Origin of the sequence: Pantoea agglomerans NBRC 102470 (assembly GCF_001598475.1) — a bacterium.
Lineage (GTDB): Bacteria > Pseudomonadota > Gammaproteobacteria > Enterobacterales > Enterobacteriaceae > Pantoea > Pantoea agglomerans.
In genome coordinates this window covers 26,321-45,703 of sequence record NZ_BCZA01000015.1, presented here as the reverse complement: position 1 = coordinate 45,703, position 19,383 = coordinate 26,321, and the positions used below count along the sequence as shown (strand labels likewise).

Below are 19,383 nucleotides of genomic sequence, written 5' to 3'. Positions count from 1 at the left end.
TGGATGACGGCTTTCGCGCCTTTCCGATCTGACCCTGTTTCCTGTGCGTGCACCCTCTCACAACAGAGCGGGGCAAGCCTCATCAATAACAAAATACCGGCTGCTGCCGGTCTTCATCTTTAACGCTGCCGCAATTACAGCTTCGCGAAACAACGACGCGCGGCGTCGACAGTGCGCTGAATATCCTCTTCGCTGTGCGCCAGCGACATAAAGCCCGCTTCATAGGCTGAAGGCGCAAAGTAAACGCCCTCCTCAAGCATCAGGTGGAAGAAGGTTTTAAAGCGCTCCACATCGCAGCGGGTCACATCGGCGTAACAGGTCACACTGTCAGCATCAGTGAAGAACAGGCCGAACATCCCGCCAACATGGTTAATTACCAGCGGGATATTTTGCTGTTGTGCTGCTTCACGCAGACCCTCTGCCAGCTTGCGGGTCAGGGCATCCAGCTTCTCATGGGTGCCCGGCTGCGCGATCTGCGTCAGGCAGGCGAAACCCGCCGCCATGGCGATTGGGTTACCAGAGAGCGTTCCCGCCTGATAAACCGGACCGGTCGGAGCCAGCGCCGCCATCACTTCGCGACGGCCACCGAACGCACCGACCGGCATCCCGCCACCAATGATTTTCCCAAGGCAGGTCAAATCAGGGCGCACATTGTAATGAGCCTGCGCGCCACCCAGCGCGACACGGAAACCGGTCATCACTTCATCAATAATCAGCAGTGCGCCGAACTCATCACACAGTGAACGCAGACCCGTCAGGAACTCTGGCTGCGGTGGGATGCAGTTCATGTTGCCAGCCACCGGCTCAACGATGATGGCCGCAATCGACTCGGGATATTGCTCAAAAGCGCTGCGCACTGAGTCGAGATCGTTAAAGGTGCAGGTCAGGGTATGTTTAGCGAAATCGGCCGGTACGCCCGGCGAGTTCGGCTGACCCAGTGTTAACGCACCGGAGCCGGCTTTCACCAGCAGATGATCGGCGTGGCCGTGGTAGCAGCCTTCAAACTTGATGATTTTATCGCGGCCGGTAAAGCCACGCGCCAGACGGATAGCGCTCATAGTCGCTTCGGTGCCGGAATTGACCATCCGCACCATCTCCATGCTCGGCACCAGCTCACACACCAGCTGTGCCATGGTCACTTCCATTTCGGTCGGTGCGCCAAAACTTAGGCCGCGCTGTGCCGCTTCAATCACGGCGTTACGGATCGCCGCGTTGTTATGACCCAGCACCATCGGACCCCATGAGCCGACATAGTCGATATAGGCTTTGCCGTCAGCGTCATAGAGATAGGCGCCATCAGCGTGTTCAATAAACAGCGGAACGCCGCCCACACCGGTAAATGCGCGTACTGGCGAGTTTACCCCACCCGGGATCAGGCGTTGTGCCTCGGCAAACAGTTGTTCGGACTTACTCATTTTCGGCTCCAGCGGTTCATAAAAATATTGCGCCATTCTACGGAAGAGGGGCAGCAGACGAAAGGTGGATTCACCCCCTGTGCCCTTAACAGGAGTGAAAGCGGCACAGAGTGCGAAGGGCAGAGCTTGATTGCGCTGAGGTGCTGGCTGATAATAGCGTAATTAAGGTCGTTTTCTGACCTGGGCGTTTACCGGAGTAAAACATGAGTGATGAAGTAGTAGCACTGCCGTTGCAGTTTACCGACGCCGCAGCCACCAAGGTGAAGAACCTGATTGCCGACGAAGAGAACCCGGCGCTGAAACTTCGCGTCTATATCACCGGTGGCGGTTGCAGTGGTTTCCAGTACGGCTTCACCTTTGATGACCAGATGAATGATGGCGACATGACGATTGAAAAGCAGGGCGTCTCACTGGTGGTTGATCCGATGAGCCTGCAATATCTGGTGGGCGGTTCAGTGGATTACACGGAAGGTCTGGAAGGCTCACGCTTTATCGTGACCAACCCGAATGCCAAAACCACCTGTGGCTGTGGCTCTTCCTTCAGTATCTGATAATGCAGGCCGTCATACAGACGGCCTCGTTTACCATTCTATTGTGACCAGCCGGTTACTTTGCTTCACACTTCCCTGCGATTGAATCTGGCCGTTTGTTACGCGCGGCTGCGCGCTTGCCTGTCTGCCGCAGTTGATCTGCGGTGCGGGCTGGCCGTTAGCCGTGTTGATTTCACAGCGTGAATAGATGACAAGTCTGGCGCCAATAGAGCCATTTATCGATCCTGCAAAGGCAGAACCGGCGATCGACAGCCCTATGGCCAGCAGCAGTGCTCTGGTCATATAAGGTTCCTGGTGTTTTAAAAAAGCGCCGGGGCGCTAAAAGGACGGCGAGCATACGTGGCGCGTTCGTCTCTGGTATTGATCAACGGCAAAAATCGCAGTGACTTTAATCAATTCGCCGATTTATTCATCGGGATGCAGGGCCGCACAGAGTTGCTGCGCGGCCAGCAGCAGTCGCGGGCCTGGCCGGCTAAGCCAGTCCTCGTTGATGGCAATCACCGGTACATCCAGCTGCGGTCGCCAGAACACCCGGATGTTTTCCGCCTGCTGCGCACTGCCACCCGTCACAACGGCCTGAGGATGGCGCATCAGCACCTGCTCACGGCTGACCTGCGGCCAGCTGACGCGGCTGTCAGCAAAGATGTTCCTGCCGCCACATAACGTAATAATTTCATTCTGCAGCGTGGCTCTGGCGGCGGTAAACAGGGGCTGCTGACCAAATTGCAAAAAAAGCGGAACCGCAGTCAGATGAGCATAGCGCTGACGCAGCGCGGCTTCCTGCTGACGTAACTGGCGGGCAGCGCGAGTTGCCTGCTCCGGTCTGGGGCTCCAGTGGCCCAGATCGGCCAGCGCCGTGAACATCTCATCCAGCGTCAGCGGATCAATCCATTTAACCGGCACGCCGAGCTGCTGTAGCTGGTCAATCTGCCGCTGCGGATTACCGCCTCGCCAGGCTAACACCAGATCCGGCTTAAGCTGCAGAATACGTTCAGCCTTGATGCCCTGCCAGTTTGCGACCTGCTCAATCTGTTTCGCCTGCGGCGGATAGTCGGACCAGGCGCTGACCGCAATCGGGGTAATCCCGGCAGCAAAGGCGAGTTCGGTAAGGTGAGGGGAGAGGGTAATCACGCGTGGCGGTGAAGCCAGCAGGCTGCCGCTTAACAGCAGCAGCCAGCAGAGGAGTAGCGTTTTAGCCACGCGCCAGATGCGCCAGCAGGTTCTCCACCATCAGCGAAGATTGCTTCGCCGCAACGCTTAAGAACTCATCAAAGCTGAGGTGAGATTGCTTATCGGCCACGTCGGAAATGGCGCGGACTACTACAAAAGGCACCTGGAATTGATGACAGACATGGCCGATAGCGGTGGCTTCCATCTCAACGGCAATCGCCTGTGGGAACAGATTACGAATGCGCGCCAGCGGTTCGGCACCATTGATAAAGGCATCACCGCTGACCACCAGACCGCGTACGGCATTCAGATCCAGCTGCTGAATACAGGCTTCTGCAGCGGCGATAAGCTTGCTGTCTGCCACAAACGCCGCCGGACAACCCGCCATCTGACCCGGCTCATAACCAAAAGCGGTGACGTCAGCATCGTGATAACGCACTTCTTCTGACACCACGATATCACCGACGCTGAGCGACGGCGCTAAACCGCCAGCCGAACCGGTGTTGATCACCACATCCGGCTTGCAGAGCTGCAGCAGCAGCGTGGTACCCAGCGCGGCAGAGGTTTTACCGATGCCAGATTTCAGCAGAGCCACCTCAACGCCCTGCAGGGTGCCGGTATAAATTTCACAACCCGCCAGCGACAGCGTTTGACGGTTTTCAATTTTGTCGCGCAGCAGTGTGACTTCCTGCTCCATCGCGCCAATAATGCCTGCTTTCATAGTGAGTTCCGCTAATGTAAAGAATCAAAATTTAGGGCATAGTCTACCATGGCATTCAGGGGATTAATTCACGAAAAAATAAGGGGTAATCCATGTCAGCGATCAATTTCAGGAAGAAGATCAGCTTCTCGCGCCCTTATAACAGCCGCAAGGAACCGGAAGGCGAATATTACATTACGCGCCATTTTGAGAGCGATCGCGGACGGATTATAAACTCCGCCGCAATCCGGCGTTTGCAGCAAAAAACGCAGGTGTTTCCGCTGGAGCGTAACGCTGCCGTTCGTTCCCGCCTGACGCATTCGCTGGAGGTGCAGCAGACCGGGCGTTACATCACCAAAGAGATCCTGCAAACCCTGAAGATGCAGGGCGGGCTGGCGCAGTATGGTCTTGATGAGCTGGAAGGCGCGTTTGAAAGTCTGATAGAGATGGCCTGTCTGATGCATGATGTCGGTAATCCGCCTTTTGGCCATTTTGGCGAGGCGGCGATTAACGACTGGTTTGAAGAGAACCTCTCTGCCGAGCTGGTGGATCCGCTGGTGGCCGGCGTGGAAGGAGAAGCACAGCGTAAAGCCTTTGATCAACTCAACGACATGATCCGCCAGGATCTCTGCCACTTTGAAGGTAATGCGCAGGCGATCCGGATGGTGCATACGCTGCTGCAACTGAATCTCAGTTATTCTCAGGTCGCCTGCATCCTGAAATATACCGCGCCTGCCTGGTGGCAGGGGGAAAAGCCCGCCGAATTTAGCGTACTCATGAAGAAGCCTGGGTTTTATCTCTCTGAGCAGGATTATATTGCCGACCTGCGTGCTGCCACCAATATGGAAGAACACCACCGTTTTCCGCTGACTTATATAATGGAAGCTGCGGATGATATCTCCTATTGTATTGCCGATTTGGACGACGCTGTAGAAAAAGATATCTTTAATGTTGAAAGTTTGTATGAGTTTCTCAATAAAGCCTGGGGGCCGGTTAAAAATAATGACGCTTTCAGCCGGACTATTGGCGAAGCCTGGCGTGAAGCCTGCAGTAAAAAACGCCGAAGCCGCAGCGATCAATTTTTTATGTCACTCCGCGTAAATGTTCAGAGCGTGCTGGTAAGCTATGCGGTGAAACGTTTTGTTGATAATCTTCCTGCTATATTCGATGGAAGTTTTAACCATGCGCTACTGGAAGATGAGGGTGAAGAGGGCCGCTTACTGCAATTGTTTAAAACCGTTGCGCGCCAGCAGGTCTTTAATCATTCTGAAGTAGAGCAGCTGGAGTTGCAGGGTTACCGGGTGATTAAAGGGCTGCTGGAGATCTATCAGCCGCTGATGCGCCTTAATTACGAAGCCTTTACCACGCTGATAAATGAAGATTTCCTGCGTCAGCATCCGATCGAAACCCGGCTTTTTCATAAGCTCTCGGGTAAACACCGTAAAGCCTATTTGCATAAGATGCGTAATCTTGTGGTAGAACATAAATATCAGCGTCTGTTGTGGGAACGTTATTATCGCTTCCGGCTCATTCAGGATTATATCAGTGGTATGACCGATCTCTATGCCTGGGATGAGTACCGACGACTGATGGCGGTAGAATAAGCAGCCAATTGTAAAGAGCGCGAATAAATTTTTACTTTTGCCTTAAACTTTTAAAGGAACTTCGCGCTAAAACATTTATCTCACCTTTCGACCACAGCAATGGTCTGAACAGTAATCTTATTGAGAAACGAAAAATGAAAAAAAAGACCTTAATGTTAAGTGCGCTGGCGTTGAGCCTGAGCATGGCGCTCGCCCCTGTTACTGTTTCTGCTGCGCAAACGGCCTCTTCCGATAGCCTGCAACAGCCAAGTCTGGCACCGATGCTGGAGAAGGTGATGCCGTCTGTGGTCAGTATCAGCGTCGAGGGGACCACCACGGTGAAAACCCCGCGTATGCCGCAGCAATTTCAGCAATTCTTTGGCGACAATTCGCCATTCTGCCAGGATGGTTCCCCGTTCCAGGGTTCACCGATGTGCCAGAACGGCGACGGTGCAGGCGGTAACGGCGGCGCGCCAGTGCCTGATACACAGCAGGAAAAATTCCGTGCTCTGGGATCGGGCGTCATCATTAACGCTGAAAAAGGCTATGTGGTAACTAATAACCACGTCGTGAATAATGCCACCAAAATTCAGGTACAGCTCAGCGACGGTCGTCGCTATGACGCCAAAGTCATCGGTAAAGATCCCAGCTCTGACATTGCCCTGATTCAGCTGCAGGAAGCCAAAAATCTTACCGCAGTCAAAATCGCTGACTCTGACAACCTGCGCGTCGGCGATTATACCGTGGCGATCGGCAACCCTTATGGTCTGGGTGAAACGGTCACCTCAGGTATCGTCTCCGCGCTGGGACGCAGTGGCCTGAACGTGGAAAACTACGAAAACTTTATCCAGACAGATGCGGCCATTAACCGGGGCAACTCCGGTGGTGCGCTGGTTAACCTCAACGGTGAACTGATCGGGATTAACACCGCCATTCTGGCGCCCGATGGCGGCAACATCGGTATCGGCTTTGCTATCCCCAGCAACATGGTGAAAAACCTGACGGCACAGATGGTCGAGTTTGGTCAGGTGAAACGCGGCGAGCTGGGCGTGCAGGGGACTGAGCTGAACTCCGAGCTGGCAAAAGCGATGAAGGTCGACGCACAACGTGGTGCCTTTGTCAGCCAGGTGCTGCCAGACTCAGCGGCCGCCAAAGCCGGTATTAAGGCGGGCGACGTCATTGTGTCGATGAACGGTAAACCGCTGAGCAGCTTTGCTTCGCTGCGTGCGGAAGTGGGCTCACTGCCGGTTGGCACCACCCTGAAACTGGGACTGCTGCGTGACGGCAAACCGGTCGATGTCTCTGTTCAGTTGCAGCAGAGCAGCCAGTCAAAAGTGCAGTCCGCGACCATCTACACCGGTATTGAAGGCGCCGATCTCAGTAATATCGAAGCGGGTGCCAAAGGTGTCCGGGTTGATAACGTGAAACCGGGCAGTGCCGCGGCGCGTATCGGCCTGAAAAAGGGCGATGTGATCCAGGGCGTTAACCAGCAGGTAGTGACCAACCTGGGTGAGCTGCGCAAAGTTCTCGACAGCAAGCCGTCCGTTCTGGCGCTGAATGTGAAACGCGGCGACAGCAGTATCTATCTGCTGATGCAGTAAGCGAACAGCAACGGATGAAGAGGCGGACTGCGGTCCGCCTTTTTTATGTCCACTCTCTGCCTCCTCAGAGTGTGATGCTCACCGCAAATTCGGCAAATGACGGCCTGGCTCTGTGCAATTGCACAATGTTCTGCGTGCTGTGCATGCGTATTCTGTTTCTCCCCCTCTTTTTCAGGAGTAATGGATGGCTACCTATCACCTTGATGCCCGGCTGGCACAGGATATCGTGGCGCGCACCATGAAAATTATTGACAGCAATGTCAACGTGATGGATGCGCGGGGCCGGATTATCGGCAGCGGTGACCGGGAACGTATTGGGGAGTTGCACGAAGGTGCATTGCTGGTGCTCTCTCAGGGGCGCGTTGTCGACATCGATGAGGCCGTGGCTAAACATCTCCATGGCGTGCGGCCTGGCATTAACCTGCCGCTGCGCATCGATGGTGACATCGTTGGGGTGATCGGCCTGACCGGTGAGCCGCTGGCGCTGCGGCATTATGGCGAGCTGGTCTGCATGACCGCAGAGATGATGCTGGAGCAGGCCCGGCTGCTGCATATGCTGGCGCAGGACAGCCGTCTGCGTGAAGAGCTGGTGCTGAACCTGATCCGCAGCGATACCCTGTCGCCACAGCTGACCGAATGGGCGCAGCGGCTCGGTATCGATCTCAATCAGCCGCGTGTGGTCGCCGTGGTGGAAGTGGATAGTGGTCAGCTCGGCGTCGACAGCGCGATGTCAGAGCTACAGCAGCTGCAAACGCTGCTGACCACGCCGGAGCGGGACAATCTGATCGCGATTGTGTCACTGACCGAAATGGTGGTGCTAAAACCGGCCCTTAATGGGCATGGGCGTCACGATCAGGAAGATCATCGCCGCCGCGTAGAGCAGTTACTACAGCGGATGAAAGAGAGCGGTCATCTTCGGATGCGTATCGCGCTGGGCAACTTCTTTACCGGACCCGGCAGCATCGCACGCTCTTACCGGACGGCGCGCACCACGATGATGGTGGGCAAGCAACGTATGCCCGAGGTGCGCAGCTATTTTTATCAGGATCTGGTGCTGCCCGTGCTGCTCGACAGCCTGCGGGGTGGCTGGCAGGCCAATGAGCTCGCCCGGCCACTGGCGAAGCTCAAGAGCATGGATAACAACGGCTTGCTGCGCCGCACGCTGATCGCCTGGTTCACCCATAACGTCCAGCCGAGCGCCACCGCGCGTGCGCTGTTCATTCATCGTAATACGCTGGAATACCGGCTGAACCGGATTTCTGAACTGACCGGACTGAATCTTGGCCATTTTGATGACAGGCTGTTGCTCTATGTTGCTTTGCAACTGGATGAGCAGGGCTGAAGTGAAGATTTGCGGCATAAAAAAGGCCAGCAATGCTGGCCTCTCTGGTCGGGCAGGAAATTAACGACCGTTACGGGTTAATTTTTCCAGATCCGATTCAATTTCAGTGATCTTGTGAGAAACCACGCTTTCCAGGTGACGCAGGTCATCCAGAATTTTGCGTTTCAGATCCACTTCAACCTGATCGCGCTGGCAAATCTGGTCCAGTTCATCGATGACATAACGCAGATTCGGGCTGATTTCCTGAACTTCTTTGTAGCCCTGGGTCGCATGATCGGCAACAACCGTTTTGCGCTGGCGCGGATATTTGAATTTGACGCTCTTCGCGAAAAACTCACCTTTATCTTTGCGGAAGTAGATTTTCAGAATGTCGTTATTGGCTTCCTGACGCAGGCTATAGCGGTCAATGTCGTCCGGGTTACTGATACCTAAGCTTTTCAGATTGTCATACATAGCGTTGTTTCCATCGAAAGTGAGAAGCGCGCAGACTTGTTCATGACGTCCGTCAACTGTAGACATAAATAAGCGGGATGAACATTGCGCGACAGGATTTAACTGGCGCGGATTATGACCTGGATAAAAACTAAACGCACCAGTTAATTCGCGACGCGAAGCATGTTGTTTGGGAATCACTGTAAAGAAAAGATGACGGGCTGGAAACCAGCCCGTCGCTTAAATCATTCGATGGTGCGCAGCAGCTCGTTAATACCGGTTTTGCCAAGCGTTTTCGCATCCACTTTCTTCACGATCACGGCACAGTAGAGGCTGTAGCTGCCATCTTTAGAGGGCAGGTTACCTGAGACCACCACGGATCCCGCAGGAACACGGCCGTAATGCACTTCGCCGGTCTCGCGGTCATAGATTTTGGTGCTCTGACCGATGTAAACGCCCATTGAGATCACGGAACCTTCTTCAACAATCACGCCTTCAACGATTTCAGAGCGCGCGCCAATGAAGCAGTTATCTTCGATGATGGTCGGGTTCGCCTGCAGCGGCTCCAGCACGCCACCGATACCCACGCCGCCAGAAAGGTGAACGTTTTTACCAATCTGCGCACAGGAGCCAACGGTCGCCCAGGTGTCCACCATGGTGCCTTCATCCACAAAGGCGCCAATGTTGACGTAAGAAGGCATCAGCACCGTGTTGCGGGCGATATAGGCACCCTGACGCACAGCCGCAGGCGGCACGACGCGGAAACCGGCTTCTTTGAAACGTGCTTCATCCCAGCCAGCAAACTTCATCGGCACTTTGTCGTAAAAGCGGGTTTCTGCACCTTCCATCACCTGATTGTCATTGATGCGGAAAGAGAGCAGTACGGCTTTCTTCAGCCACTGATGCGTTACCCACTCGCCGTCGATCTTCTCAGAAACGCGCAGTGCACCGCTGTCCAGCAGGGCGATCACCTGGTTGATGGCATCACGGGTTTCGCTGTCGACGCTGGCGGGTGTGATGTCAGCGCGACGTTCGAAGGCGGATTCAATAACGCTCTGTAACTGTTGCATATTTTTTTCCTGATCTGTCATGTGCGATGCCGGGCAATACCCCGACACAAGTAAAGAGATTAATGTTTACAAATCGAGTCTGGTCACACTTTATCGTTTGGATTAAGGGCCTCTGTCAACCGTTGTCGCAACGCTTTTCGCATTTCTTCGTCCAGTGCCTGACGTTCACTGTTGGCCAGAATAAACAAATCTTCGACCCGCTCGCCGATGGTGCTGATGCGTGCGCCATGCAGTGAGACTCCGAGATCGGCAAAGACTTCACCGACCCGCGCCAGCAGGCCTGGCTGATCCAGCGCCACCAGTTCCAGATAGCTGCGACGATCGGTATGCGTCGGCAGGAAATTGACCTCGGTATCGACGCTGAAATGCCTGAGTTTGGCCGACGGACGGCGGGTACGCGGGGGCGCCCACTCTGACTGGGTTATCGCCTGCTCCAGCGCCTGAATGATCATCGGATGGCGATCCGGAGAGAGCGGGCTGCCATCCGGCTCCAGCACAATAAAGGTATCCATCGCCATGCCGTCGCGGCTGGTAAAGATTTGCGCATCGTGCACGCTGAGATTACGGCGATCGAGTTCACCTGCCACGGCGGCAAACAGGTGTGGGCGATCGGGACTCCAGATAAAGATTTCGGTCCCGCCGCGCGTGGCCTGCGGACTGACCAGCACCAGCGGTTTTTTCAGGTCGTGAACCAGCAGGTGGCGGGCATGCCAGGCGATCTGATTCGGCGTATGGCGCAGGAAGTAGTCAGCGCGGCAGCGATTCCAGATCTGGTGCAGACGCTCTTCATCGATGTTGTCCATCCGCAGCAGCGCCAGCGCCTGCAGGCGATGATGACGCACCCGCTCACGCAGATCCGGACTGTTTTCCATGCCGCGTCGCAACTGCTTCTCGGTGGCGAAAAAGAGCTCGCGTAACAGGCTCTGCTTCCAGCTGTTCCACAGACTTTCATTGGTGGCGCAGATATCGGCTACGGTCAGGCAAACCAGATAGCGCAGCCGGTTCTCATTCTGCATCACCTCGGCGAACTGCTGTATCACCGTCGGGTCCTGAATATCGCGCCGCTGTGCTGTCACCGACATCAGCAGATGATGACGCACCAGCCAGGCCACCAGCTGGGTTTCACGTGAGTTGAGACCGTGCATTTCAGCAAAGTCGAGCGCATCCTGCGCGCCGAGAATAGAGTGATCGCCGCCGCGCCCTTTGGCAATGTCATGCAGCAGCGCGGCCATCAGCAACAGCTCCTGTTGCGGCAGGCGCGGCCATAACTCGACGCACAGTGGATGCTGCGGGCGGGTGCTTTCATTGGCAAAACTTTCCAGCTTCTGCAACACCCGAATGGTGTGCTCATCTACGGTGTAGGCGTGAAACAGATCGAACTGCATCTGTCCGACGATATGGCCCCACAGCGGCGTATAAGCCCACAGCACGCTATAGCGATGCATCGGCACCAGCGCCCGGCTGACCGCGCCGGGATGGCGCAGAATCGACATAAAGGTGCGGCGCGCTTCCGGAATCTGACACAGCGGCTGTTTAAGATGACGACGCGCATGGCGCAGGTGACGCAGGGTGGTGGAGTAGATCCCTTTGATGCTGTCATTACGCACCATGACGTAGAACATGCGCAGGATTGCCTGCGGCTCTCGCCGGAACAGCGTTTCGTCGCGCAGGTCGATCAAATCGCCACGCAGCTGGAAATCGTCATCAATAGGCCTGGGCTTTTCGTTGGTGGAGAGCGCCAGAATCGCCTCATCAAACAGCTGCAGCAGCATCTGATTCAGTTCGCCGATACGCCGCGTGACCCGATAGAAATCTTTCATCATCCGCTCGACCGGCTCATTGCCCTCGCCCTGATAATTCAGGCGTTGTGCCACGCTGAGCTGGCGATCAAACAGCAGGCGATTATCGTAGCGGGGCAGGGAGAGGTGCAGGGCAAAGCGGATGCGCCAGAGAAATGCCTGACATTCGTTGAGTTCGCTGCGCTCCGCGTCGGTGAGGAAACCAAAGCCGACCATCTCATCCAGCGTGGTGGCGCCAAAATGGCGTCGGGCGACCCACTGCAGCGTATGAATGTCCCGCAGGCCACCGGGGCTGCTTTTAATGTCCGGTTCAAGGTTATAGCTGGTGCCGTGATAACGCTTGTGGCGCTCCTGCTGCTCTTCAATTTTGGCGGCGAAAAAGCAGGATGAGGGCCAGAAACCATCGCTGAAGATGTTTTTCTGTAATTCCAGAAACAGCGCCACATCGCCGGTCAGCATGCGTGACTCAATCAGATTGGTGGCAACGGTCAGGTCAGATAACCCCTCCAGCAGGCACTCTTCCAGCGTGCGGACGCTGTGACCCACTTCCAGCTTAAGGTCCCACATCAGCGTTAACAGATCGCTGGTGCGCTGCGCAGCCTGTTCATTCAGCGGCTGGCGGCTCAGGATCAGGACGTCAATATCAGAGAGTGGATGCAGCTCGGCACGGCCATAGCCGCCAACGGCGACCAGCGCGATAGCCGGCATCTCATCAAAGCCAAAAAAGCGCCACAGGCGACGCAGCAGCCGATCGATAAACAGCGTGCGGGCATCAATCAGCGGCTCAACGGGTTCACCGGCATCAAACGCGGCGGCCAGATGTTGCTGAAACTGCTCCAGCCGCGGCTTCAGAATGTCACGTGTCAGCTGGTCGTCACCCCATTCGGCTGGCGAATCGACCAGACCGTTTTTCACATCTTCTGACAGACTCACGCTCATACAGCTCTTCTCTTTTTTAGCCAAAAAAAAGCCGGCTCAGCGCCGGCTTGATCTGTAATGGGGGAATTACCCTTCGGCGACAAGCATAGCGGGCAGCGTGTCGTCTTTGCGCAGGGTTAAAATCTCACAGCCGTTCTCCGTCACCACAATAGTATGCTCATACTGCGCGGACAAGCTGCGATCTTTGGTTTTTACCGTCCAGCCATCTTTCATGGTGCGGATGCGGTAATCCCCGGCATTGACCATCGGTTCTACCGTAAAGGTCATGCCCGCCTGGAGTACCACGCCGCCATCATCGGCATCGTAATGCAGCACCTGAGGCTCTTCATGGAAACCCTTGCCGATACCGTGACCGCAATATTCGCGCACCACAGAGAAGTCGTTGGCTTCAACATATTTCTGGATGGCGCGGCCCAGTTCGCGCAGGCGGATGCCGGGCTTGATCAGACGCAGTGAGAGATAGAGGCTCTCCTGCGTGACACGGCACAGGCGTTCGCCCTGAATGGTCGGCTTACCGACGATAAACATCTTTGAGGTATCGCCGTGGTATTCATCTTTAATTACGGTGACATCGATATTCACTACATCGCCATCTTTTAACGGACGATCATCGCTGGGGATCCCGTGGCACACCACTTCATTCACCGAGATGCAGACTGACTTCGGAAAGCCGTGATAGCCGAGGCAGGCGGAGACAGCCTGTTGCTTTTGAGTAATGTGATCGTGGCAGATGCGGTCCAGTTCACCGGTGGTCACACCCGGTTTTACGTAAGGCTCGATCATCTCCAGCACTTCGGCGGCCAGTCGGCCCGCGACGCGCATTTTTTCGATTTCTTCAGGGGTTTTAATTGAAATTGCCATTAAATTAATCCGCAGTTGTCGAAATTTTCGACAATAATAAGTTCTGTGCTGTCATGTTAGCAGCCAGCAAATGGGCTGCCAAATAGAGAACGCGCTGACCTCCGTCAGCGATCATTTATTGGCGTCCCTGGGCTGGTTGTGGTATAAAGCGCGCCGACGATTCTCTGTATGGCCGTTTCGGTCAGCAGGAAACGCATAACTCTCATTATGTGTAATAAAACACACATGTATCGACACATACGCCGGGGTGCCTTGAAAGAGGTCGGTCGTATGGGATACATGGAGGCCCAACCCCAATCAAACTTTAGAGGTTTTATCATGGCAACTGTTTCCATGCGCGACATGCTCCAGGCTGGTGTTCACTTCGGTCACCAGACCCGTTACTGGAACCCAAAAATGAAGCCATTCATCTTTGGTGCTCGTAACAAGGTTCACATCATCAACCTGGAAAAAACTGTACCTATGTTCAACGAAGCTCTGGCTGAACTGAACAAGATCTCTTCCCGTAAAGGTAAGATCCTGATCGTAGGTACTAAGCGTGCTGCTGCTCAGGCGGTAAAAGAGTCTGCACTGAGCTGCGACCAGTTCTTCGTAAACCACCGCTGGTTGGGTGGCATGCTGACTAACTGGAAAACCGTGCGTCAGTCAATCAAGCGTCTGAAAGATCTGGAGATTCAGTCTCAGGATGGTACTTTCGACAAACTGACCAAAAAAGAAGCGCTGATGCGTGCGCGTGAGCTGGCCAAGCTGGAAAACAGCCTGGGCGGTATCAAAGATATGGGCGGTCTGCCAGACGCGCTGTTTGTTGTCGATGCTGACCACGAACACATCGCAATCAAAGAAGCAAACAACCTGGGTATCCCGGTATTTGCTATCGTTGATACCAACTCAGATCCAGATGGCGTTGATTTCGTTATCCCAGGTAACGACGATGCGATCCGTGCTGTAAACCTGTACCTGACTGCCGTTGCGACCACCGTTCGCGAAGGCCGCTCTCAGGACCTGGCTGAGCAAGCTGAAGAAGCGTCTTTAGAAAACGCTTAATAAGGTTTGCTCTGCATAAGAGCCCTTAGCATTCAGATGTGATCTGTAAGGGGCCTATACTGGCCCCTTTATTTTATCTAAGTCTGTTACGCCCCCAACCGGACGGCGGGACAGAGTAAATTTTCCGCAAATAAGTGTCTGCTGGTGCAAACGTACACAGGCACGAACCGAGGATTCTGGAATGGCTGACATTACCGCTGCATTGGTAAAAGAACTGCGTGAGCGTACTGGCGCTGGCATGATGGATTGCAAAAAAGCGCTGACTGAAGCGAATGGCGACATTGAGCTGGCGATTGAGAACATGCGTAAGTCTGGCGCAATCAAAGCAGCGAAAAAAGCAGGCAACGTTGCTGCTGATGGCGTAATCAAAACCAAGATCGTTGGCGACTACGGCGTGATTCTGGAAGTAAACTGCCAGACTGACTTCGTTGCAAAAGATGGCGGTTTCCAGGCGTTCGCAGACAAAGTTCTGGATGTGGCTGCAGCTGATCGCGTTACCGACGTTGAAGTTCTGAAAGCGCAGTTCGAAGAAGAGCGCGTTGCACTGGTTGCTAAAATCGGTGAGAACATCAACATCCGTCGCGTTGCTATCCTGGAAGGCGCAGAGCTGGGCAGCTACCTGCACGGCGCACGTATCGGCGTTCTGGTTTCAACCAAAGGCGCTAACGAAGATCTGATCAAACAGATCGCGATGCACGTTGCCGCAAGCAAGCCTGAATTCGTTAAGCCAGAAGACGTTTCTGCTGACGTGGTTGATAAAGAGTACCAGGTTCAGCTGGACATCGCGATGCAGTCTGGCAAGCCAAAAGAGATCGCAGAGAAGATGGTTGAAGGCCGTATGAAGAAATTCACCGGCGAAGTCTCTCTGACTGGTCAGGCTTTCGTTATCGACCCAAGCAAAACCGTTGGCCAGGCTCTGAAAGAGCAGGGCGCTGACGTTATCAACTTCATCCGCTTCGAAGTTGGTGAAGGCATCGAGAAAGTTGAGTCTGACTTCGCTGCAGAAGTTGCAGCAATGTCCAAACAGTCTTAATGCTCTGAAAGAACCGCCAGATGGCGGTTCTTTTTTGTCTGTGAATCGCAACAGATACGTTTTCAGTTTCATCCCAATAGCAATTTCATTGCGGTAAGCGGATGATCGATCAGAATTTACTTCTCCTTTACACCCAATCTTCCAGGAAGAACTGACCATGGCGACCAACGCAAAACCTGTTTATCAACGTATCCTGCTTAAACTCAGCGGCGAAGCCCTGCAAGGCGCTGAAGGTTTTGGTATCGACGCGAGTGTGCTTGACCGCATGGCACAAGAGGTAAAAGAGCTGGTTGAACTGGGCATCCAGGTTGGCGTGGTGATTGGCGGAGGGAACCTGTTCCGTGGAGCGAGCCTGCAGCAGGCCGGCATGAACCGCGTTGTGGGTGACCACATGGGTATGCTGGCAACCGTGATGAACGGCCTGGCGATGCGTGATGCACTGCACCGCGCCTATGTGAATGCACGCCTGATGTCAGCGATTCCACTGAATGGCGTCTGTGACAACTACAGCTGGGCAGAAGCAATCAGCCTGCTGCGTAACAACCGCGTGGTGATCTTCTCCGCCGGTACCGGTAACCCGTTCTTCACCACTGACTCTGCAGCGTGTCTGCGCGGCATTGAGATTGAAGCGGACGTCGTGCTGAAAGCGACCAAAGTGGACGGCGTCTACTCTGCGGATCCGGTGAAAAGCCCGGACGCAACGCTGTATGAGCAACTGACCTATGCTGAAGTGCTGGATCAGGAGCTGAAAGTGATGGATCTTGCGGCCTTTACCCTGGCGCGTGACCACAAATTACCTATCCGTGTTTTCAACATGAATAAGCCTGGCGCACTGCGTCGCGTAGTGATGGGTGAAAAAGAAGGCACCCTGATTACGCATTAATACCCGAGGCGAGATAAAATAAGGTATATTCTGTCAGCGCGATGATAATGCATCGCGCACCAGTCAGGATTATCGATGATTATCGATCCCGCTTCCGGTTACGCCGGAACTGGCCAGGTCAAACCGAATCCAAGGGTTTCAACGTGATTAACGACATCAAAAAAGATGCTGACACGCGCATGGAAAAATGCGTTGAAGCATTCAAAACCACCATCAGCAAAGTGCGCACCGGTCGTGCTTCACCTTCGCTGCTCGACGGCATCGTCGTCGAATATTACGGCACGCCGACGCCACTGCGTCAGCTGGCTTCTGTCACTGTGGAAGATTCACGCACGCTGAAAATCAACGTGTTTGATCGTTCACTGAGTCCGGCAGTCGAAAAAGCGATCATGAAGTCCGATCTCGGTCTGAACCCAAGTTCAGCCGGTACCGACATCCGTGTTCCGCTGCCTGCGCTGACAGAAGAGCGTCGTAAAGATCTGATTAAAATCGTGCGCGGCGAAGCCGAGCAGGGCCGTGTGTCGGTACGTAACGTCCGTCGCGATGCCAACGATAAAATCAAAGCGCTGCTGAAAGATAAAGAGATCAGCGAAGACGACGAACGTCGTGCGCAGGATGAAGTGCAAAAAATGACCGATGCGTACATCAAGAAAGTTGATGCTGCACTGTCAGAAAAAGAGACGGAGCTGATGGATTTCTAATCCCATCACTGCCGGACAAAACGCCGTACAGAGAGGTATTCGTATGAATGCGACATCTGGCGGCGTTTTACATTGTGCCTGTGGGCACGCTGACTTCACACGGATAGCTTCATGAAGCGATTAACTCTGCTGGGATCCACCGGCTCTATCGGCACCAGTACGCTGGCGGTGGTGCGCGCCAACCCGGCGCTTTATCAGATTACGGCGCTGGTTGCCGGCCATAACGTGGCGCTGATGGCCGAGCAGTGTGCGGCCTTTACACCGCGCTTCGCCTGCATGGCAGACGAGGCATCCGCCGCTGCGTTGCGTGAGCGACTGAGAGCAATCAGGGTCAATACTGAAGTGCTCTCCGGCGTTCAGGCAGCCTGTGAGCTGGCCGCGCTGGATGAGGTGGATCAGGTGATGGCGGCGATCGTTGGCGCATCGGGTTTGCTGCCGACGCTGGCGGCCATTCGCGCCGGAAAAACGGTGCTGCTGGCCAACAAAGAATCGCTTGTCACCTGCGGCCGTTTGTTTATGGAGGCCGTGCGTCATCATAACGCACAGTTACTACCGGTCGACAGCGAGCATAACGCCATTTTTCAGAGTTTACCGGCTACCATCCAGCATCAGTTAGGTTACGCTGACCTGCGGGATAATGGCATTGAGTCGATTATCCTTACGGGATCGGGTGGTCCTTTTCGTGACACAGATTTAGCGGATCTCAGCGCCATGTCGCCAGATCAGGCCTGTGCACATCCGAACTGGTCGATGGGGAGAAAAATCTCTGTCGATTCGGCCACCATGATGAATAAAGGTCTTGAGTACATTGAAGCCCGTTGGTTGTTTAATGCCAGCGCAGCGCAGATGGAAGTGATACTCCACCCACAGTCGGTGATTCACTCCATGGTGCGATACTGCGATGGCAGCGTGCTGGCTCAATTAGGTTCTCCTGATATGCGTACGCCGATTGCCCACAGCATGGCCTGGCCTTCGCGCATCAATGCAGGCGTGACGCCGCTGGATTTTACCCGCATGTCGGCGCTCTCCTTTGCAGAACCTGATTTTAGTCGCTACCCCTGTCTGAAACTGGCCATTGATGCCTGTGATGCAGGGCAGGCGGCGACCACCACGCTGAATGCAGCCAACGAGGTTGCCGTCGCGGCTTTCCTGAATCACCAGATCCGCTTCACCGACATTGCCGCGCTTAATAGTGAGGTGATGGCGGCACAAGTGTGTCCGGAGCCGGATTCGGTGGACGCTGTCCTTGAAATCGATCGCACTGCGCGCGCGCTGGCGACAGAAATGTTGCCGCGTTTCACGTCGTGATGCCGATCGTTATGAGGCCATTTGTTCGCTTCAGGTGAAAATGATATAGTCGCTGGCTCGCGTTTCACGGTCTGTCACCGAATTCGGTGTGGCCCGGCACTGAGAGTGTGTCGGGATTTGAATCGGGCGCAATGTATTCAGAAACCACAGCATTTCTGATGAAAGGAATTGGTTAAGCGTTATGTCGTCTAACAATCACAACAACACTGATGACCAGCAGGGAAACGGTCCGCGCCACGTCGCTATCATCATGGATGGCAATGGCCGCTGGGCCAAAAATCAGGGAAAATTGCGCATTTCAGGCCACAAAGCTGGCGTTAAATCGGTACGCCGTGCCGTCAGCTTTGCGGTCAGTAACAATCTTGAAGCCCTGACGCTTTACGCCTTCAGCAGTGAAAACTGGAGTCGTCCGCCGCAGGAAGTCACCGCATTAATGGAACTCTTTGTCTGGGCGCTTGATAGTGAAGTGAAGAGCCTGCACAAACACAATGTTCGCTTACGCGTCATTGGCGATACCAGCCGTTTCAGCCCGCGTATTCAGGAACGTATTCGCCGTTCTGAGACGCTGACCGCAAATAATAGTGGCCTGACGCTCAACATTGCTGCCAACTATGGCGGCCGTTGGGATATTATCGAAGGCGTGAAAAAACTGGCTGAACAGGTTCAGGAAGGATTACTGCGACCTGACCAGATTACCGAAGAGAGCCTGACGTCGCAGCTCTGTATGCAGGAGCTGGCGCCAGTGGATTTAGTGATAAGGACCGGGGGAGAGCATCGGATTAGCAACTTCCTGCTGTGGCAGATTGCCTATGCTGAATTCTATTTTACCGATGTGCTCTGGCCGGATTTCGATGAACACGTTTTTGAAGGTGCACTGAATGCATTCTCTCTGCGGGAGCGTCGTTTTGGCGGCGCTGCACCAGGCGGCGCCTGAGCAATCTGGGGGTAACC

18 protein-coding genes are annotated in these 19,383 nt (G+C 54.6%); 10 read left to right on the top strand and 8 right to left on the bottom strand.

Annotation, left to right across the window (positions count from 1 at the left end; all coding sequences use genetic code 11):
• Positions 1-134: 134 nt before the first annotated feature.
• Positions 135-1,415, bottom strand: a complete 1,281-nt coding sequence (gene hemL, locus PAG01S_RS20715; RefSeq protein ID WP_062759653.1) for a glutamate-1-semialdehyde 2,1-aminomutase — start codon at positions 1,413-1,415, stop codon at positions 135-137.
• A 203-nt stretch (positions 1,416-1,618) separates the two neighbouring features.
• Here hemL and erpA point away from each other — a divergent pair, with 203 nt between their 5' ends.
• Positions 1,619-1,966 carry an iron-sulfur cluster insertion protein ErpA gene (gene erpA, locus PAG01S_RS20710; RefSeq protein ID WP_010254064.1) on the top strand — a complete coding sequence of 116 codons (348 nt, stop codon included), beginning with the start codon at positions 1,619-1,621 and terminating at the stop codon, positions 1,964-1,966.
• 30 nt (positions 1,967-1,996) lie between these two features.
• Here erpA and PAG01S_RS20705 read toward each other — a convergent pair whose 3' ends face one another.
• The 3 genes from PAG01S_RS20705 to mtnN form a co-directional block, all read right to left on the bottom strand.
• Positions 1,997-2,248 (bottom strand): hypothetical protein, encoded by a 252-nt coding sequence (locus tag PAG01S_RS20705; RefSeq protein ID WP_010254068.1) that lies wholly within the window; start codon positions 2,246-2,248, stop codon positions 1,997-1,999.
• A gap of 123 nt (positions 2,249-2,371) precedes the next feature.
• Positions 2,372-3,166, bottom strand: a complete 795-nt coding sequence (btuF, locus tag PAG01S_RS20700) for a vitamin B12 ABC transporter substrate-binding protein BtuF (RefSeq protein ID WP_010671857.1) — start codon at positions 3,164-3,166, stop codon at positions 2,372-2,374.
• Positions 3,159-3,857, bottom strand: a complete 699-nt coding sequence (mtnN, locus tag PAG01S_RS20695; RefSeq protein ID WP_010254075.1) for a 5'-methylthioadenosine/S-adenosylhomocysteine nucleosidase — start codon at positions 3,855-3,857, stop codon at positions 3,159-3,161. Before mtnN ends, btuF begins: the two co-directional genes overlap by 8 nt.
• A 92-nt stretch (positions 3,858-3,949) precedes the next feature.
• Here mtnN and dgt point away from each other — a divergent pair, with 92 nt between their 5' ends.
• The 3 genes from dgt (at position 3,950) to PAG01S_RS20680 (ending at position 8,362) form a co-directional block, all read left to right on the top strand.
• The gene (gene dgt, locus PAG01S_RS20690) at positions 3,950-5,440 is read left to right on the top strand and encodes a dGTPase (RefSeq protein ID WP_062759652.1); all 1,491 of its coding nucleotides are present in this window, start codon (positions 3,950-3,952) and stop codon (positions 5,438-5,440) included.
• A 134-nt stretch (positions 5,441-5,574) separates the two neighbouring features.
• Positions 5,575-7,020 (top strand): serine endoprotease DegP, encoded by a 1,446-nt coding sequence (gene degP, locus PAG01S_RS20685; RefSeq protein WP_061703657.1) that lies wholly within the window; start codon positions 5,575-5,577, stop codon positions 7,018-7,020.
• Between the two features lie 184 nt (positions 7,021-7,204).
• On the top strand, positions 7,205-8,362 hold the full coding sequence (locus PAG01S_RS20680) for a CdaR family transcriptional regulator (protein WP_010254083.1): 1,158 nt from the start codon (positions 7,205-7,207) through the stop codon (positions 8,360-8,362).
• A gap of 60 nt (positions 8,363-8,422) precedes the next feature.
• Here PAG01S_RS20680 and PAG01S_RS20675 read toward each other — a convergent pair whose 3' ends face one another.
• The 4 genes from PAG01S_RS20675 to map form a co-directional block, all read right to left on the bottom strand.
• The gene (locus PAG01S_RS20675; RefSeq protein ID WP_010254085.1) at positions 8,423-8,815 is read right to left on the bottom strand and encodes a DUF3461 family protein; all 393 of its coding nucleotides are present in this window, start codon (positions 8,813-8,815) and stop codon (positions 8,423-8,425) included.
• A gap of 224 nt (positions 8,816-9,039) precedes the next feature.
• Positions 9,040-9,864 (bottom strand): 2,3,4,5-tetrahydropyridine-2,6-dicarboxylate N-succinyltransferase, encoded by an 825-nt coding sequence (gene dapD, locus PAG01S_RS20670; protein ID WP_062759654.1) that lies wholly within the window; start codon positions 9,862-9,864, stop codon positions 9,040-9,042.
• 83 nt (positions 9,865-9,947) lie between these two features.
• The gene (gene glnD, locus PAG01S_RS20665; RefSeq protein WP_010254090.1) at positions 9,948-12,602 is read right to left on the bottom strand and encodes a bifunctional uridylyltransferase/uridylyl-removing protein GlnD; all 2,655 of its coding nucleotides are present in this window, start codon (positions 12,600-12,602) and stop codon (positions 9,948-9,950) included.
• Positions 12,603-12,668: 66 nt separating this feature from the next.
• Positions 12,669-13,463, bottom strand: a complete 795-nt coding sequence (gene map, locus PAG01S_RS20660; RefSeq protein WP_033767962.1) for a type I methionyl aminopeptidase — start codon at positions 13,461-13,463, stop codon at positions 12,669-12,671.
• A 318-nt stretch (positions 13,464-13,781) separates the two neighbouring features.
• On the opposite strand from map, the gene rpsB reads away from it, so the two are divergent.
• The 6 genes from rpsB (at position 13,782) to ispU (ending at position 19,366) form a co-directional block, all read left to right on the top strand.
• On the top strand, positions 13,782-14,507 hold the full coding sequence (gene rpsB / locus PAG01S_RS20655) for a 30S ribosomal protein S2 (protein ID WP_008925636.1): 726 nt from the start codon (positions 13,782-13,784) through the stop codon (positions 14,505-14,507).
• 181 nt (positions 14,508-14,688) lie between these two features.
• On the top strand, positions 14,689-15,540 hold the full coding sequence (tsf, locus tag PAG01S_RS20650; RefSeq protein ID WP_010254097.1) for a translation elongation factor Ts: 852 nt from the start codon (positions 14,689-14,691) through the stop codon (positions 15,538-15,540).
• Between the two features lie 157 nt (positions 15,541-15,697).
• Positions 15,698-16,423 carry a UMP kinase gene (gene pyrH, locus PAG01S_RS20645; protein WP_010254099.1) on the top strand — a complete coding sequence of 242 codons (726 nt, stop codon included), beginning with the start codon at positions 15,698-15,700 and terminating at the stop codon, positions 16,421-16,423.
• 143 nt (positions 16,424-16,566) lie between these two features.
• Positions 16,567-17,124, top strand: a complete 558-nt coding sequence (frr, locus tag PAG01S_RS20640; RefSeq protein WP_010254103.1) for a ribosome recycling factor — start codon at positions 16,567-16,569, stop codon at positions 17,122-17,124.
• 111 nt (positions 17,125-17,235) lie between these two features.
• Positions 17,236-18,432 carry a 1-deoxy-D-xylulose-5-phosphate reductoisomerase gene (gene ispC, locus PAG01S_RS20635; RefSeq protein ID WP_010254105.1) on the top strand — a complete coding sequence of 399 codons (1,197 nt, stop codon included), beginning with the start codon at positions 17,236-17,238 and terminating at the stop codon, positions 18,430-18,432.
• Between the two features lie 181 nt (positions 18,433-18,613).
• The gene (ispU, locus tag PAG01S_RS20630) at positions 18,614-19,366 is read left to right on the top strand and encodes a (2E,6E)-farnesyl-diphosphate-specific ditrans,polycis-undecaprenyl-diphosphate synthase (protein WP_010254107.1); all 753 of its coding nucleotides are present in this window, start codon (positions 18,614-18,616) and stop codon (positions 19,364-19,366) included.
• The last annotated feature ends 17 nt before the right edge of the window (positions 19,367-19,383 follow it).